Raw genomic sequence first — 17,453 nt, 5'->3', positions numbered from 1 at the left:
ATGGAGCAGACCAACACTGAGTTTTGGCGTGCCAAGCGCGTCCTTCTTACTGGCCATACCGGCTTCAAAGGTAGCTGGCTAAGCCTCTGGCTGCAGTCCATGGGCGCCACTCTACGCGGCCTGTCATTGACGCCACCGACGGAACCGGCACTGTTCAATGTCGCCCGTGTAGCCGAAGGCATGGAGCACCACATCGCCGACATACGGGACTACGTTGCAGTCAAATCAGCGATGGATGATTTCAAGCCTGAGATCGTCATCCACATGGCTGCGCAACCACTGGTGCGACTGTCTTACCAGCAACCGATTGAAACCTACGCCACCAACGTCATGGGCACGGTGCACGTTCTCGAGGCGGCACGCAGCGCTGGCTCGGTTAGGGCAATCGTCAACATCACAACGGACAAGTGCTACGAGAACCGCGAGTGGGTTTGGGGCTACCGTGAGGATGAGCCCATGGGAGGTCACGACCCTTACTCCAATAGCAAGGGCTGCGCAGAGTTGGTCAGTTCGGCTTATCGCAAGTCTTTTCTCAAAGACGCAGGGACCGCGATGGCCACGGCCCGGGCGGGCAACGTCGTCGGGGGGGGTGACTGGGCGCTGGACCGTTTGATACCGGATGTGCTCCGCGCGTTACAGGATAAACAGCCGGTTCTCATTCGTAACCCTCATGCCATACGCCCATGGCAGCATGTTTTAGAGCCGCTTTCTGGCTACTTGCTGCTCGCTGAACGTTTGTACACAAATGGCCAAACCGACGCAGAGGGGTGGAACTTCGGGCCTCGCGATGAGGATGCACGGACTGTGCAATGGATCGTTGAACATCTGTGCGAAGCCTGGGGCGATAGCGCCTCCTGGACCTTGCAGCCAGGTGAACATCCGCATGAGGCAAGCTTTCTGAAACTGGACATTTCAAAGGCGCGTCAGCGCCTTCAATGGGCGCCTCGTTGGTCCCTAGAGACCGCTTTAAGGCGCATCACAGAATGGCATCATGCCTGGCTTAGCGGCCAAGACATGAGATCTGTTTGCCTGAATCAAATTAACCAATATCGAGCCGACTCATGACCACAACCCCTGTTAATTTTCAACCACAACTTGACAAGATTCGCACACAAATCAGCGATTTGGTCCAGCAGTACGCCGATATCGCATATGCACCCAAACCCTTCGTCCCTGGACAGACCGCCGTGCCAGTGTCAGGAAAGGTGATTGGTGCTGGCGAACTCAAGATGATGGTTGACGCATCGTTGGACGGCTGGCTCACTACTGGCCGCTTCAATGCGATGTTCGAGCAACGCTTGGCTCAATTCTTGGGCGTCAAATACTTGATTACTGTGAACTCCGGCTCGTCAGCCAACTTGGTAGCCTTCTCAACGCTGACAAGCCCTAAGCTTGGTGATCGCGCGATAAAGCAAGGTGATGAGGTCATCGGCGTCGCGGCGGGATTCCCGACGACAGTCAACCCGATTTTGCAGTTCGGCGCGGTACCTGTTTTCGTAGACGTAGATCTCGCCACTCACAACATCGACGCCAACAAGATCGAAGCAGCCATCACGCCCAAGACCAAAGCCATCATGCTGGCTCACAGCCTGGGCAACCCATTCAACCTGGACGTTGTCACCGGGCTTTGCAAGAAGTACAACCTGTGGTTAGTGGAAGACTGTTGCGACGCCCTCGGCGCGACATATAAAGGCCAGCTGGTCGGCACCTTTGGCGACATCGCCACGCTGAGCTTCTACCCAGCACACCACATCACGATGGGTGAAGGCGGCGCCGTGTTCACCAATAACCCCGAGCTGAAGCTGATCGCTGAGTCCTTCCGCGACTGGGGCCGCGACTGTTACTGCCCGCCCGGCAAGGACAACACCTGCGATAAGCGCTTCTGCTGGACGAAGAAGGAACTGGGCGGCGACCTGCCCGACGGCTACGATCACAAGTACACCTACAGCCACCTGGGCTACAACCTCAAAATCACCGACATGCAGGCTGCTTGTGCTTTGGCTCAAATGGATCGCTTGGAAGAGTTCATCTCAAAGAGACGTGCAAACTTCGCTTACCTGAAGACCAAATTGGCCAGCGTAGCCGATTTTCTGCATCTGCCGGAAGCGACGCCGAACTCCGAACCATCGTGGTTTGGTTTCCCCTTGATCGTGAAGGATAGCGCCGGAATCAAACGTGCAGACCTAATCAATTTTCTGGAAGAGAACAAGATCGGTACCCGACTGCTGTTTGCAGGCAACCTGACCAAACAGCCTTACATGGCCGGACGAAACTACCGCGTCAGCGGCGAGTTGACTAACACCGATGTCGTGATGAACCAGACTTTCTGGCTGGGTACATTCCCGGCGCTCGGCAAGAAGCAGTTAGACTACATCGCCGGCAAACTGGAAGAGTTCTTCGGCGTGAATTTCTAACCTTACCCCTGCGACCATGCGCATCCTTTTAACCGGGCCAAGCGGCTTTCTCGGTAGTGCTCTTGTTCGCTTCTGGGCTGAGCGAGGGCATGAGCTGACGTTGATAGCAAGGCCATCTTCGTGTCTCGACCGGCTCCAAGATCTGCTGGCTGCAGTAAAGGTGATGCGTGCGTCCACGCCTGACGAGCTTGCGGCCGTCGTACGCGAGGCGATGCCAGATGCGATCGTGCACACGGCCTGCTCCTATGGACGCAAAGGCGAGTCTGCGCTGGACGTGATGGATGCCAATATACGCCTTGGCGTCTCATTGTTACAGGCAATTCTGGAGCGTATGTCGCTTGATGACACGCCACCGACGTTATTCTTAAACACAGGTACCGTGTTGGAACCAAGAGTAAGCCTGTACGCTCTGAGCAAGAGTCAGTTCTCTGCTTGGGGCACAACACTCGCTGCGTCAACACCGCAACGGCTGAAATTCATCGACATCCGACTGCAACAAATGTACGGACCTGGCGACGATGACAGTAAGTTCATTACTCAGGTCATCGAAGCTTGTCGCCAAAACAAGCCACGCCTCGCTTTGACCGAAGGAGAGCAACTGCGGGACTTCATCCACATTGACGATGTGGTGCAGGCGTACGACCGTATCTTAGAACTACGAGATCAGTTCGCTACGAGTGATGCAATCGACGTTGGGTCTGGGGAAGCTGTCACGATACGAAGTTTTGTGGAAATGGTACGGCAGTTAGCAGGTGCGGAAACGGTCTTGGATTTCGGCGCCGTGCAATATCGGGCAAATGAAGCCATGCTCTGCGCTGCAGATACGGCGCGACTCCGTCGCTTGGGATGGAATCCGACCGTACCATTGGCTGATGGCATTAGGCAATTAATAAATTCAGGACGTTGAGCTTGTCACGCATGCAAACCTGACTACAAACACTATTACAAGATCTAATCATGAAATTACTCATTACTGGTGGATGCGGCTTCCTCGGATCTAACCTAGCGGCTCATGCCTTATCCCAAGGCATCGACTTGTGCGTGTTTGATAGCTTGTGTCGGCATGGCTCGCAGAGCAATCTGCAGTGGCTCCGCGCACAAGGCCGCTTTGACTTCGTGCATGGCGACATACGGAATGCAAACGACGTACAGCGCGTGATCGCGCGCATTAAACCCGACTCAATCTTCCACCTGGCTGGTCAGGTCGCTATGACGACGTCTATCGCGGATCCGCGCATGGACTTCGAGGTCAACTCACTGGGCACACTTAACCTGCTTGAAGCTGTGCGCGCGCATGCGCCGGAGGCGGTTGTTATCTACTCATCAACCAACAAGGTCTACGGCGATCTTGAGCAGTACCAATACCGTGAAACAGATACACGTTATGTATGCGTTGAGCATCCTGATGGCTTCGATGAAGAGACGCCTCTGGATTTTCACTCGCCCTACGGCTGCTCCAAGGGTTCGGCAGATCAGTATCTGCGTGACTACCATCGCATTTTCGGTCTAAAGACTGTCGTGTTTCGTCACTCCTCCATGTACGGTGGTCGACAGTTCGCCACGGCTGACCAAGGCTGGATTGGTTGGTTCTGCCTGATGGCTGCGGAGACGCGCGCCGGTATGCGCCAAACACCATTCACTGTATCCGGCGATGGAAAACAAGTGCGTGACGTATTGCACAGCGAAGACATGATCTCACTGTACTTCAGTACGCTGAAGCATGTGGATGCTGTTGCCGGTCACGCTTTCAACATCGGTGGAGGCATTGCTAACAGCCTCTCATTACTCGAGCTGTTCCGCCTGCTGGGGTCTGAGATCGGGCAGACACTCCTATACACTAAGCTACCTCCCCGGGAGAGTGATCAGCGCGTGTTTGTGGCAGACAGCAGGAAGATACATCACTTGACCGGATGGGCCCCCGAGGTGAGTGCTCAGGAAGGTGTCTCACGTATGCTAGATTGGGTGGCAGGGTCTGTTCTTGGAGGCCAATCGACATGAAACCTACTAAGATCGCTGTTGCGATTCCCACCTACCGACGACCTGAACTTTTGCTGGAGCTGACGCGTTCCTTGCCTGCTCACATACCTATCAGCGTAAGTGATAACGACGGAAGTTTAGTTGGCCTTGTGATGCCTTTCGGAAGCAACGTCAACATCCACCATGCAGACCAACTGTTGCCAATCTTTGTTAACTGGAACCGCGCAGTCTCCCTTGTGCCCGACGATGCAACACATGTCCTGATCCCTTCAGATGATGATTTGTATTTGCCTACTGCATTCAAAACTATTAACCAAGCAATCGAGAAATATCCTAGTACAGACATGATTATTTTCGGATGCGATTTCGTAGACAAACATGGAAATATACGGAAAGGCTGGGCTCCCGAGAAAGAAGAGTTGTGTGCACTTGGAGATGGTTTCCTGCACTTCGAGTCTGGAGTCAACGCGCGTATGCCGGGCGTTCTGTTCCGTACTGACTTATTACACCGAATCGGGGGGTTTGACGAACGCTTTGAATTGACTGCGTCTGACAGCGAATTAATCCAACGTGCAGCACTGCTTGGTAGTACTGCATTCGTGCCGACTGTGATTGGCCAGTACCGCATTTGGAGTGGTTCGTTAACTCATGCCCGTCAAGCTACCGATCAGTGGCTGAGTGAAGTTGAACTATGGACGAGCAAGATTGCTGAATTGCTGCAGACTGGACACCAGCCTCCTTCGCGGCAAGTAAACATTGAGCGCTTCCGCGACGAAATTTATACCAGAAACCTGTTGACAGGCCTGAACAGCCTGTGCAAAAAAGGTGAGGTAGAGAATGCGAAACTTTTTCTGGTACGACATCAGGCCCCTCGTCACATCAAGTTGATGACCCGCCTACGACTTCTGAGGATGCGATGGAGACTGTGGAAGGCCACTGTATGATCGATCCTCGGTCAGCGCGCTCAAACATTGTCTGGTCGATGGCGGCAAAGCTTGTGTCGCTTTTGGTTTCCATATTCTCTGTACCTCTTCTACTGCAAATGCTAGGTACTCAGCAATATGGCACATGGGTGACATTGACGTCGTTGGTCGCTTTTATTAGCCTGTTGGATTTAGGCGTAGGCAACAGCATGCGCAATTCCGTCGCATCACTGGATGACACAAATTCCGAAGCGGTTCGTTTCGAATTCATTGGTTTTTTCCGGTTGCTTTGTTACGTTGGGCTGATAGCCTCTGCTGGTTTTATTTTTACAATAGCGATTGGGGATGTAGCACCGAGAAATTCGTACGCGATGCTGCTGCTCTATTTGCCAATACTGATGCTACTCCCTCTAATGCTTGGTGCCAGTGTGCTACAAGGAGCTCGAGCCACGGGTGTACAAGCTATTCTGCAAGCATCAGGAGGCTGGGCATTTTTTGTATGCATTGGATTCTGGGCTTGGATAGATCACTCTCCATCGATAAATAGTCTTGCACTTATATGGAGTTTTTTTTACTTGGTCTCGTTACTCCTTGTTTTTGCTCTAGCGCTAAGTAAGTTACATTTGCCCTTTAGTCGCTTATTCGGCGTTTCTATTGCCGGTCTTCCTCGTGGCCGCTTAAGTGTGGGTCTTGAATTTCTTGTGCTGCAGTTGTCGTCACTAGTACTATATAGTTTGGGTAATATATTGATATTCAAGCATTTGGGCGCTGGTGAAGTTGCACGATACGACGTACTTAATAAGATGTATCAAGTGGGTTTAAGCCTCTACTCCGTAGTAATTGGGGTCATGTGGCCAGAGATTACAAGGGCGCGTGCCGCTAGAAACGAAAAATTATTGAAGAATATTTTTTGGAATCTGGCCATGATTGCTGGTTTTTTCTTTGCTGTCGCACTACTCGGAGCGTTCGCAGCCCCCAGCATAGTTAGTCTTTGGACGCAACATCGGATTCAGGTTGAAACTCGTGAAGCGCTGGCCATTGCTGGTCTGGCAGTGGCTCAAGCGTTAGCCTATGTTGGTGCTGTATTCATGAATTCGTTTGAAAAAATTCGGTTGCAAATTTTATTAGGTGTAGCTTCAATCGTATGCATGATACCCTTGAGCACTTACTTCATGAATTTGGGCGTAGGAATCGCATCCGTCCCATTGGCCGCATTGCTGCTAACGATATCTCCCATGGTCATCTGCAATATCTGTGCGCTCCACCTAATTCGCGGTATGAAAAAATATGAGTGACCATATGATTAACTCAGCTTTTAGGAATTTGCTGCGTAATGTGCATGACGCACTCCCTCCTCGAATTCAGACTCGTATTTCTGAAATGCGTTCTCACGGCCGCGTATCAGTAGGTCGAGGGGCTTACATACATCACTCGGTTCAAATACTAGGCCGCTCATTCGTAGGCATCGGTAGTAACAGCGTGCTGAGCCAGGACTGCTGGCTAAATGTTAACCATCGACATGGCGACGATCTTGCAATCGAAGTCGGCGATCACTGTTTCATTGGTCGAAGAAACTTTTTCTCTTCTGGCAAACGTATCGAAATTGGTCACTACGTGCTTACGGCAAACGACTGCCATTTTTTAGGCAGCAGTCATATCGTTAACGAGCCGTTACGCCCTTGTATTACAACAGGAACGACTGACAGTGACATTATCAAAGTAGGGCACAACACATTTTTTGGTGTCGGCGCACGAGTCCTTGGTCACGTCACCATTGGTCATGGTTGCGTTATTGGTGCCTGCGCACTGGTCACAGGTGACATTCCTCCTTTTTCACAGGTGGCTGGGTTTCCGGCGACCGTGCGTCGACGTTACAGTTTCCCTCGTCGAACTTGGGTCCGCAGCGCCGACTTCACTGCCCTTGATGAAGAGGCACTCCCAGATTCTGACAACTATTTGAAACAGATTCGCGAGTACCAAGATCCGCGCATGCCCTACTTGGCTGCAGGCAGCGACATGGGGCAATGCTAAATGTGTCCGCGAGAACTAGTATCACCCGAGGTAAGCTCCGCAACCGCCGTAGTGCTCGGTGCCGCCGGCTTCGTTGGTCGCCACACGGCACTGGCCTTGGCCAGGCGCGGCTATCGCGTACTCGGTGTCGGACACGGCCAATGGACGGACCACGAGTGGCACCGATGGGGCCTGTCCGGTTGGCTCGAGGCTGACATCAGTATTGAGGCGCTGGATCGTGTCACCGCTGATGAGGAGCCAGTCAGCATCGTGCATTGTGGTGGTAGTGGCGCAGTATCATTTTCGTACACTAACCCCTTTTCAGACTTTGAGCGCGCGACTCAAAGCACAGCAGCGGCGCTTGAGTGGATCCGGCTGACTGGTGCCCGTCGCACCCGTTTCGTGCTTGTCTCGAGTGCAGCCGTGTATGGCGACCAAGGTGACTTTGATGTTACAGAAAACTACTTACGTGCGCCCATCTCCCCGTACGGTGTGCACAAGGCGGCGGCGGAGGCGCTGTGTGAATCTTACAGCCGCTTCTTCGGAGTGGCCTCCAGCATCGTGCGTCTTTTCTCGGTTTACGGCGAAGGACTGCGCAAGCAGCTACTTTGGGATGCACTCAATAAATTCAGACGCGGTGAGAACCAGTTTTTTGGCACGGGCAACGAACTGCGCGACTGGATACACGTTGACGATGCCGCAACTCTGCTTACGCTTGCGAGCCACAAGCTGCAGTCGACTTTCGAGGTCTTCAACGGTGGTGCTGTTCACGCGACGACGCGCCAGTTACTAGACGGCCTAGCCTGCGCCTATGGACACGTCGGCGGCATTCACTTCAACGGTGAGCTCCACAAGGGCAATCCCAGCCGTCTCACCTCAGACTGCGGCCATGCAACACGCTTGCTGAATTGGGCGCCTCAGGTGAAGCTTGAGAATGGTCTAGCACGTTACGCTGCATGGTTCAAATCGTTGCCTGAAGCTGGTGGAGCGGGGGATCGGCATGATTAGCCGCACAATGACCGAAACCAAAAGCGCGGTGATGTGTGACGTACAGCCGAGAGTGGTTGCCTTCCTGTTTTTTTCCGATGGGAAACACTGGTACGGAGGCAAGAACTACTTCCGCGCGCTCTTTGGTGCAATGGACGCAGACCATGATCGCCGTATCCGCCCGGTAGCATTCATAGGCAGTAATATCGATTCTGCGGGCTTTGATTTTCCAGCATCGGTGACTTTCGTTCGATGCAGCGCGATGAATCGATACAGTCCGGCATGGTTCCTCGATCGACTCTGCAAACGTTACTTTGGTAGAACACTTTTTCTGAACCGTGCTCTGGTACGCGAGGGTGTCGATGTGGTGTCTCACTGTGATCCACGTGAATCGGGAACCCTGCCCACGATCGCTTGGATTCCCGACTTCCAGCACGTGCATCTACCGCACTTCTTTAGCACCAGTGAGCTTGCGTCACGCGACTCTCAGTTCAAGACAATTCTGGATCGGTCTGATCTTGTCATAGTCAGCAGCTTCGCTGCGCGTGACGACCTCGCGGAATTCTCTCCTAGCCATCTTGACAAAGCGCGCGTGCTTCAGTTCTGCTCGATGCGACCGGATCTGGATGCAAACGGAGAGGAGGACCTTACGTCGCTGTACGGCTTGGCCGATCAATTTTTTTATTTACCTAATCAGTTTTGGGCTCACAAGAACCATCGCTTGGCGGTCGAGGCACTGGCTCGTTTACGCGAGCGTTGGCCGCAGTCCCAGATTGTGTGCAGCGGCGCTTTGTCGGACTACCGCAATCCTGCCCATATCGAAGCATTGCGATATCGTATTGCGGAGCTCGGTCTGCAGGATGCATTCAAGCTGCTGGGGCTGATTCCTTACAAGCACATCTTCCGGTTGATGCTGCAGTCGTCTGCAGTGATTAACCCTTCCCACTTTGAAGGATGGAGCACAACGGTAGAGGAAGCGAAAGCTGTAGGTGTTCCGCTTCTGCTATCGAACCTGCCGGTGCATCGAGAACAATGCCCAGCTGGTGAGGCACTATTCTTCTCTCCTGACGACAGTGATGATCTTGCGATGTGCATGGATCGTGTGCTGAGCGGCAACTGGTCAAGCTTGGATCTGCCGCACGTCCCCTCGGCGCTAGACCGCCACCAGAATCGAATCCTCGGCTTTTCCAGGACGTACCAAGCGATTGTTGCAGAACTGTCACCTTGCACCTCGCCCTGACGCACTCTTCTTAACGATAGTCTTTTCGCGGTCGATGCCACCGCGCCGCGACAAAGTTTTCAACCAAACTAAGCCATCCTGCAAATTGCCTCCATACAGGTCTCTCCTGCTAAGCTATTGCTGTTGATACACATGTTACGCAATACGAGCGACAAGATCACACAATGAACACTGCACTAGCTATTTGGGTTGTCGTTACCCGATTTTTGGTCTGGCGCGCTCGACATAGCTCACGCAAAAGTATAGTGTTTGTGATGTTCGTAATTTCGATGCTCTGCGCCCTGCATACAACCGATTCTAGCTCTGACCACGAGCTTTACATAAGCTTTGTCATCGCAACTGCCAGCGGTATGCTTAGTCTTATGGAGCCGGTATTTACTGGCATAGCCATCGCGTCCTGCTCGCTTGGCTTTTCTGGACAGGAATTGTAAGTAATTTTTTTGGATCGTTGCAGTGACGTTGCCGGCAGTTCAGTTCCGTTCAATCATATTCCCCGCCGAGACAGGGCGCTGTTCGAGAACTAGGATTAGTTGCGCGGCATGCTTGAGTCCTTCCAGACGAAGCATCATACTTGAGCCAGATCCACGTACAGAAGCCGTACCGAGATCAGGGAGTTAACCAATACCCTAGTTGTCAAGACCCGCCTGATCATAAACCCGCTTCCTGAACAGTTCAGGCTTTCTGGCGTTCCAGTCTTTCAGTGCCTGAACGGGCGTCACGTACCCGAGAGCCCGCTGTGGAATGAGGTGGTTGTAGGTCTTCACGTAATTCATCAACGTTGATTCCAGATCGGTGGCCGAGGCGAACCGGGTCTGGTTCAGCACCTCGCTGATCCTGCCGTTGAAGCGCTCCACCATGCCGTTGGTCTGGGGATGTCTCGGCGGGCACAGACGGTGTTCGATACCCAACGCTCTGCAGCGTACATCGAATTTGTGGCGTCCTGTCTGTTCCCGCTTCTTGCTGGTGAAGCGGTCGGTGAACTGGCTGCCATTGTCGGTGAGCAGTTTCGTGATCTTCATGGGCGCAGCCCGCTCGAGGCGGTTGAGGAAATCCACGCTGCTGTCCTCGCTCTGGTCGTCGTAAACCTTCGGGAGGAACCAGCGCGATGCCCGGTCGATGGCCACGAACAGATAGCGCCGGGTGCTCTCGTCGGGCATCTGCGGCAGGTATTTGATGTCCACGTGCAGGAAACCCGGTTCGTAATCCTTGAAGGTCTTCAACGGGACATTGATGTCGCCGGAATCGGCCAGCACCCTGGCCTGCATTTCTTTCAGGTTCGAGACGCCGTGGCGGCGCAGGCAGCGGTCCAGCCCGGAGCGGGAGACCGCCGGATTGACGAACTCACGCACCACCACCAGCAGGTCATTGAGCGGCAGCAGCAGCATGCAGCGCAGCTCCACGGCGATGGCTTCCTGCGCGGGCGTGAGCGTGGTGTGGCGCTTGTGGGCGCGATGCGAGAGGTCGTGCGGGTCCTCGCGCTGCTTCCACTTGCGGGCTGTGGCTTTGGTGATGTTGTAGCGGTGGGCCAGCTCCACCAGGGTATCGTTGGACTCCCTGATCTCGGTGCGAGTCAGGGGCGTGGTGCGCGCCTGCGGGTGGATCTGTGGCTCATGTGCGGTTCACCATCTGGAAGGATTCAATCACGCCGCGCATCACATCCCTGGCCCGGAAGAGTGCCCAGCTACGACGGGGAATATGATCGCACGAGACTTGACACCTAGTTGAGTCGGCACAGCATCACCTCATCAGCAAAGCTATGGTAAGCCGTGCTATAAACTCAAAGCCTCCCGCATGCGGCCTACAAGCTCAGCAGCACTCATACGCTTGCCCTCGAGGCCGTTGTCGTGAATACGTGTTACATGCTGCTGCCATTCGATGACCTGCTAGTTGTCGTGCGCGAGTTAGTCGACGCGCCGATGTTGCGGCGCAGGCTGATCCACTGCCTGCGCTGGAACATTGCTTCGAACTTAAAGGAGATACATGCCAAGTCGCTTGCGGATTTCAGCGAGATCAGTGTCACGCTCAAAGTCTTCAAAGACTACGCGCAGGGCTTACTGTACTTGGAAATCAAATACCTGCCGTTAATGCTCGGCGCTATCTGCTCTTTGCCATCAATCGGGCCTCGCGCTGGGTGTTTCCAGAGGTTAATGACGAACAGAGGGAGGGCTTCAGCGTAGACTTCCTAAACCGCCTCGAGCGGGCCGTAGCCAGGAAATACCGAAACTACCCACCAACAATGGAGGCCAGCTCACTGATTGCTTGACTATGAAGAAGTGCGAGCACACGAAAATCCACGGATTCGATGTGCGCTGCAAGGCGTTAAGTACCGGACATATCCTGTGGCTACTGCGGCACCTGCAGACCAACGGCATGGCGTAGCGCTTCAACGCTAGGATCAGTGAGGTGCCGAAGCAGACGCTATTTGCTCGGGCGTAAATCTTGTATCAACGTTGCGAAATTATGTAAAGGCCTGCAATAGCTTAATTCTACAGCTGCCGCTTTACCATATGACACACGCTCGTGTCCTAAACGCTTGGCGCGCCAGAATGCCTGAAATATTCAGTACGTGGATTTATAGTTGCGCGGGGCTTGACTGCTATTTGTGAAGCTGTAATTGTTCAGCGTTACTTTGGTCTGATGTACTATTTCATTGTTGTTTTCGGTCGCACTAATATCCACAAGGGAGCGCCAAGCTAAATAAAAATGTATGAATTCATTTTAGAACAAAAACTTGCGACCGTGCTTGCAGCAATATTTCTTGCCCTACTATCGAGCTCCCTGGTCGGCGCTGGCAAGTTATGGTTCAAAGGACTAATTTATAACTTTACGCCGGCATTTGCTGCTGCATTCTACACAGTGGCATTCTTCGCTCTTCCGCGTCCCGATTCAGCGGATTTATTTGCGGGCCTGCTGTTTGAAACTACGGTACTTGCATTATTCTTTAGGCTATTACTGAAGCTAAAGCGGGAAATGATGCTCATTTCTGAAATCGATGCGGTTCGCGGGCTTATGTGGACTCTAGTTCTTCAACTGGCGCTCGCCTATCCCAACATGAGTATGTCTGGTTTTGGTCTATTTTCGGATGGCTCACGGATTGATTATCTTTCTGCAAGTTCGTTAGCCAAGTATTACACGTATGCTGGCTTTCTAATAAGTACGATACAGGCTGTTCTCGTGGCGTCGTTAGTAACAATTCGCGGATATCTTGGCCTCTGGGGGTACTTGGTTATTGCTGCCAACTTGGCGTTGTCTGTGTTGGCTGGTTCAAAGGGTGGTGTATTTCTTTGGTTGCTAGCAATAGCAAGCTTGATCGATTACAAGCGCGCTAAAATTAGGACCTATAAATTTATAATTATTGTACTGATTGGGCTGGTTTCGATGTGGGCATCATCTTTGATCATTGCGGAGTTCTTAAATCTGCAGATCGCGGATTTTATTAACATCGCAATAAGCCGCTTTTTCCTAAACAATGATGCACGTGCTTTGGCTCTAGATCTACGCACGTCACAGACCTCGGACATCAGTTTTTTTTCAGAAGCATTTCGTTCGCTCGGTAATCTTCTTGGTTTGCAGCCTAGAAATGATCCATTAGGGGTAATCCTTTACGAGGAAGGGCTCTCGATTACTAATGGGTCCGGAGCAAATGCCTCCTTCATGGCGCTGTCAACATACTATTTTCCTGCTGGATTTGCACTTGTCCCAGCATTGCTAGGCATGCTGGGCGTATTCTTTCTGGTGGGTATAAACATGATGTCTGTCAAGTTGGTCTTTAGGCCGACGCATCGGGCTGTAATAACTTCGATCTGGCTAGCGACTTTGATGATTTTTTCTCAAGATTTCTTATCCTTCCAAGTCATGCTGCCAATTGCAGTACTGTCAGTTTTTATTATCTGGCTCTCTCAAAAAAAATTCTATGTCTTTGCCAAAAAAACACCACAAAGCAAACACTAACCCGCTTCTGAGTGTCATCATTCCCGCAATTGAGGTGGATCTTGAATTGAAGAGATGTATCGATTCCGTCAGACTAGCATGCGGTACGGACGAGAGTCGGTGCGAGATCGTCTTAGTTATGCCGTCGTGTCAGCTCGAGGTTGCCCAAGCCTCCATGGCTGGAGTTACTACTTTTGTTGCTGAAACGCGCAAAGGAATATACGCTGCAATGAACGATGGCATCCGTATGAGTTGCGGCCGCTATCTGTTTTTCCTCGGCAAAGATGATATAATTTTACTGCCTTTTGGCAACGTGCTAGATGAGCTCGCCAAGGTAGGTGGATACGCAGTATTTTGTGATGTGTACTGGGGGGATAAAGGCGTGTACTCTGGTCGTCCTTCAAAATGGCGAGTATTACTGCGCAACTTATGTCACCAAGGCATCATCTATTCCCGCGAAGTGATTGATGAGCATGGGCCGTATCTTAGACGGATGCGAGTGCAAGCTGATCATTTGCTCAATATACGATTACTTTGGGACTCACGATTCGCAGCTGATGTTCGCTATTACCGTGGCGGAAGAGTTTGGTACGCCTCAGAAGGTTTCTCGTCGGTGGCTCGTGATCCGCTTTTCTGGCGTCTCTATCCACTTATTCTCAAACGCTATGTTGCCCCCGCTGCTGGCGTATTACTTTCAGCCTCGCGATGGTTGCGGGGCAAACACATATGACTCCGTTTGCCATCTACTTTCCTCAGTTCTATCCGACCCCGACTAACAACAAGGCTTGGGGCCATGGCTTCACAGATTGGTCTTTAGTCGCAAATGCAAATCTAAGAGACAGATGGGTTCGTCGTGCACCAAGGCGTGGCTTCTATGACGGGTCATCACCAGAAGTCCATCAAGCCCAAATAGATGAAATGAAGAAATTTGGCCTCGGTGGATTTGCAATCTATCACTACTGGTTTTACACTCACCAGGAGCTGGATGCTTTTGAGTCAACAATACTCTCTCGAGTACCTGGGCTGCCATGGTTCATGATTTGGGCGACTGAAGGGTGGTCAAAGCGTTGGCTCGGTGATTCCGCATCAATTTTGCATCTCACTGACTCTCCATCTAGAAGTGATATTGCTAATCATTGTGACTATTTGGAAAAATGCTTCAATAGTCCCGATTACTTCCGGATCAATGGACGTCCGTTATTTGTTTTTTATAATTTATCTCATTTTTCAAATCCGGATTTGGTTTTAAATGGTTATCGCACAGCATTGCGCGAGCGTGGTCATGAGATTTTCATAGGACACTTCGTCAAAAATCCTTCGGATGTTCAGTATTCGAGTTTAGTTGATGCAACATATTTTTTTGAGCCTCGACTATTCTTTGGCATGCAACGCATGGGTCGCAGCACTGCTGCTAAGCGTGTACACGATGGGTTAAAGCGTTTGCTAAGTGCGTCACTTTTCTCGCGCCTTATGCTTTTAATGGATAAAGTTCAGCAGCGTGGTTTGACCTACGATGCCAACTTGTTCACTCTTTATTTGGAATCAGAAGGTAGAGAGAGTATCCGTCGTAGTATTCAGTGTCCTGTACAAGACGTGCTCTCTCCAGGATGGAACAATACTCCACGTTACTCTGACCGCTTTACAGCGATGGGTGACCTAGATGCCCAAGTTTTCGCTCAGTTACTCTTAAAGTCGAGTGATCGCTGCAAACAACTACCGCCTCTTGTCAATGCTTGGAACGAATGGTCTGAAGGCGCGGCAATTGAACCATGCGCTTACCTTGAAAGTTGCTATTTGGATGCAATCGCAGATGTTTTCTCTTAAGGAAACGCATCAAAAGTCCCGTTTCAGCGAAAAATTATCACGCAAGTGTCTACTTTTAAACAGTTCTATTTTTGAAAAAGTGGGTTTTGAGGCATTTCCTTAAGCATTTAACTCTGTGAGCCTACACATGCCGCATCAGCAATTGCTTAATGCTGAGCGCGATCCTTCGCTACATCTCAACGTCGCAAATGGGCTGCATCATGTCGGTGTCCAACCATAGTCTATCTTTTTCCATTGTCAGCCACGGTCAGGCTGCGCTGATTGCTCCACTCTTGGGTGACTTAGCCAGACTGCCTCCGAATACCTTCGAAGTTATTCTTACAATTAATCTTCCGGAGGATGAGTCACCATATTTTGGATATACATTTCCGATACGGATTATTCGTAATTCCGAACCCAAGGGTTTCGGTGCAAATCACAATGCTGCATTTACTGAAGCTAAAGGCAATTATTTTGCTGTCGTTAATCCAGATATTCGAATTCAATATCTTGACCTGCATGAATTGCTAATGCCATTCCAGAATGAAAATATAGCTGCCGTGGCACCTATTGTTCTTTCCAGTGAAGGTAAAATTGAGGATAGTGCCAGACACTTTCCTACTCTTCAGAGATTTGCTAAGCGCGTGATATTGAGAAAACGGGTCTCAGATTACAAATTGCAAAAAGTCCCTTTTGCGGTGGATTGGGTTGCAGGCATGTTTGTGGTTTTCCGCACGGAGGCATATAGAAAAATAAATGGTTTTGATGATCATCGATTTTTTATGTACCTAGAAGATGCAGATATTTGCCGTCGTCTACACAAGAATGGTTGGGGTGTCTTGGTAAATCCTTTTGTGAGTGTGACACATATGGCGCAGCGTGCGAGTCGCCGAAATTTGACACATATGAGGTGGCATGCAGTCAGTGCACTACGTTATTTAACTGGCCTGTAAAGAGTTCTATGTGATATTAATTACTGGAGGCGTCGGCTTCATCGACAGCAACTTCGTGCTCGACTGGCTGACATAGTCTAACGAGCCCATCGTCAACCTCGACAAACTCACTTACGCTGGCAATTTGTAAACGCTGGCCAGCCTCCCGGGTGATCCGCGCCACACCTTTAGGGAGTATCCGAATTTTTGTGTGTGTGGCAGTCTGAGTGAATCCAGTCTTCTTGGCTCAGCGCCCTTCAGTCGGGCGCCATTGTGCGTCGGCTGTGTGAATCGGTCTTCGTTTTGTATCGCGAACTGGTTCATTACCACCTTCCAGTTGAGGCTCGCTCGACCCCAGTCCCTCGCGATGTTGCGCAGCGCCAGCCAGATCTGCTTGGTGGCCGCATCATCGCTGGGAAAGTGGCCGCGCGTCTTGATGACCCTGCGCAGGCGCGCGTTCACGCTCTCGATCGCGTTGGTCGTGTAGATCACCCGCCGCACCTCGGGCGGGAAGGCGAAAAAGGGGATCACCCTGTCCCAGACCCGGCGCCACGCGCCCACGACGGTGGGGAACTTCGGGCCCCAGGCACTGGCCTCGAAGGCGTCCAGCTCGGCCTGATGGCCGCGGCCAGCGCCTTGCGGTCCTTCCAGCTGGCCAAGTCCAGGCTGCTCCTGATCAGGTGCACGATGCAGGTCTGCAGCGTCGTGGCCGGGAAGCACGCGCCCAGCGCCTCGGGCATACTCTTGAGGCCGTCGGTAACGGCAATCAGGATGTCGTTGACGCCGCGCGTCTTCAGGTCGTTGAACACCTTCGTTCAGAAGTTGGCGCCCTAGGTGTTCCCGATCCACAGCCCCTGGATGTCGTGCGCACCGTCATGCCGCGCGCGTACATGGCGATGATTTTGTCGTCAAAACCAGTGAAGCGTTGCTCGTGCTTGCCGATGATCTGCGGCTCGAAGCCGCCTTCGCGGTCGCGGGGCACGGCGATGCGCATCAGTCCGGTGTCGGTCAGGACGGTCTTGCCGCTCCTGCCATTGCGGTGGTTGGCCGTGCCTTCGGGGCGGGGCTGGCCGGAGGGCGTAGCCCAGATGATGGCTCATCTCGGCGCCTAGGGTGCGCTCGATCAGCGGGCAGCGCGGCTGTGGTGTCTGCAGCAGCGGTGGATTTGGTCTTGCGTGGCACACATGCTCCTTGGTGAGATGCTATGCCTCAAACACAAAATTCAGGACAGGCTCCT

At 52.1% G+C, this 17,453-nt stretch carries 15 protein-coding genes and 2 pseudogenes; 15 read left to right on the top strand and 2 right to left on the bottom strand.

Annotated features, from left to right (window positions below; translation table 11 throughout):
* The 9 genes from rfbG to RV045_RS07125 are packed head-to-tail and all read left to right on the top strand — an operon-like array spanning nucleotide 1 to nucleotide 9,551.
* Complete coding sequence (gene rfbG, locus RV045_RS07165) at nucleotides 1-1,065, top strand: CDP-glucose 4,6-dehydratase (RefSeq protein ID WP_423235096.1); 1,065 nt, start codon at nucleotides 1-3, stop codon at nucleotides 1,063-1,065.
* Nucleotides 1,062-2,414, top strand: coding sequence for a lipopolysaccharide biosynthesis protein RfbH (gene rfbH / locus RV045_RS07160; RefSeq protein ID WP_423235095.1), 1,353 nt, complete (start codon nucleotides 1,062-1,064; stop codon nucleotides 2,412-2,414). Before rfbG ends, rfbH begins: the two co-directional genes overlap by 4 nt.
* 16 nt (nucleotides 2,415-2,430) lie before the next feature.
* Entirely contained in the window at nucleotides 2,431-3,321 is an 891-nt protein-coding gene (locus tag RV045_RS07155; protein WP_423235094.1) for an NAD-dependent epimerase/dehydratase family protein, read from the top strand.
* 50 nt (nucleotides 3,322-3,371) lie between these two features.
* The gene (locus RV045_RS07150) at nucleotides 3,372-4,412 is read left to right on the top strand and encodes a GDP-mannose 4,6-dehydratase (protein ID WP_423235093.1); all 1,041 of its coding nucleotides are present in this window, start codon (nucleotides 3,372-3,374) and stop codon (nucleotides 4,410-4,412) included.
* Entirely contained in the window at nucleotides 4,409-5,335 is a 927-nt protein-coding gene (locus RV045_RS07145; protein ID WP_423235092.1) for a glycosyltransferase family protein, read from the top strand. Before RV045_RS07150 ends, RV045_RS07145 begins: the two co-directional genes overlap by 4 nt.
* Nucleotides 5,332-6,609, top strand: a complete 1,278-nt coding sequence (locus RV045_RS07140; protein WP_423235091.1) for a lipopolysaccharide biosynthesis protein — start codon at nucleotides 5,332-5,334, stop codon at nucleotides 6,607-6,609. The genes RV045_RS07145 and RV045_RS07140 overlap by 4 nt, the downstream gene beginning before the upstream one ends.
* Entirely contained in the window at nucleotides 6,602-7,345 is a 744-nt protein-coding gene (locus tag RV045_RS07135) for an acyltransferase (protein ID WP_423235090.1), read from the top strand. The genes RV045_RS07140 and RV045_RS07135 overlap by 8 nt, the downstream gene beginning before the upstream one ends.
* Nucleotides 7,346-7,396: 51 nt before the next feature.
* On the top strand, nucleotides 7,397-8,332 hold the full coding sequence (locus RV045_RS07130; protein ID WP_423235089.1) for an NAD-dependent epimerase/dehydratase family protein: 936 nt from the start codon (nucleotides 7,397-7,399) through the stop codon (nucleotides 8,330-8,332).
* Nucleotides 8,333-8,339: 7 nt separating this feature from the next.
* On the top strand, nucleotides 8,340-9,551 hold the full coding sequence (locus RV045_RS07125) for a glycosyltransferase family 4 protein (protein WP_423235088.1): 1,212 nt from the start codon (nucleotides 8,340-8,342) through the stop codon (nucleotides 9,549-9,551).
* 626 nt (nucleotides 9,552-10,177) lie between these two features.
* Here RV045_RS07125 and RV045_RS07120 read toward each other — a convergent pair.
* Nucleotides 10,178-11,152: an IS481 family transposase gene (locus RV045_RS07120; protein ID WP_423235205.1), complete on the bottom strand. Its 975-nt coding sequence runs from the start codon at nucleotides 11,150-11,152 to the stop codon at nucleotides 10,178-10,180.
* 258 nt (nucleotides 11,153-11,410) lie between these two features.
* Between RV045_RS07120 and RV045_RS07115 the strand changes: the two genes are divergently transcribed.
* The 6 genes and pseudogenes from RV045_RS07115 to RV045_RS07090 all read left to right on the top strand — a co-directional run.
* Nucleotides 11,411-11,728: a hypothetical protein gene (locus RV045_RS07115; protein WP_423235087.1), complete on the top strand. Its 318-nt coding sequence runs from the start codon at nucleotides 11,411-11,413 to the stop codon at nucleotides 11,726-11,728.
* A gap of 526 nt (nucleotides 11,729-12,254) precedes the next feature.
* Nucleotides 12,255-13,502: a hypothetical protein gene (locus tag RV045_RS07110; protein WP_423235086.1), complete on the top strand. Its 1,248-nt coding sequence runs from the start codon at nucleotides 12,255-12,257 to the stop codon at nucleotides 13,500-13,502.
* Nucleotides 13,465-14,211, top strand: a complete 747-nt coding sequence (locus RV045_RS07105) for a glycosyltransferase (RefSeq protein ID WP_423235085.1) — start codon at nucleotides 13,465-13,467, stop codon at nucleotides 14,209-14,211. The genes RV045_RS07110 and RV045_RS07105 overlap by 38 nt, the downstream gene beginning before the upstream one ends.
* Nucleotides 14,208-15,305: a glycoside hydrolase family 99-like domain-containing protein gene (locus RV045_RS07100; protein WP_423235084.1), complete on the top strand. Its 1,098-nt coding sequence runs from the start codon at nucleotides 14,208-14,210 to the stop codon at nucleotides 15,303-15,305. The genes RV045_RS07105 and RV045_RS07100 overlap by 4 nt, the downstream gene beginning before the upstream one ends.
* Before the next feature lie 200 nt (nucleotides 15,306-15,505).
* A complete protein-coding gene (locus tag RV045_RS07095) occupies nucleotides 15,506-16,237 on the top strand; it encodes a glycosyltransferase (protein ID WP_423235083.1) in 732 nt (243 codons plus the stop codon).
* Between the two features lie 10 nt (nucleotides 16,238-16,247).
* Nucleotides 16,248-16,364: pseudogene (locus RV045_RS07090) on the top strand (dTDP-glucose 4,6-dehydratase); the annotation flags it as partial.
* On the opposite strand, the pseudogene RV045_RS07085 reads toward RV045_RS07090, so the two are convergent.
* Nucleotides 16,349-17,343 (bottom strand): annotated as a pseudogene (locus RV045_RS07085) (IS256 family transposase); the annotation flags it as partial. The pseudogenes RV045_RS07090 and RV045_RS07085 sit on opposite strands and share 16 nt — an antisense overlap.
* Nucleotides 17,344-17,453 lie beyond the last annotated feature (110 nt).

It is taken from the genome of Amphibiibacter pelophylacis (assembly GCF_037688875.1).
Lineage (GTDB): Bacteria > Pseudomonadota > Gammaproteobacteria > Burkholderiales > Burkholderiaceae_C > Amphibiibacter > Amphibiibacter pelophylacis.
This window is presented reverse-complemented; position numbering and strand designations above follow the sequence as displayed.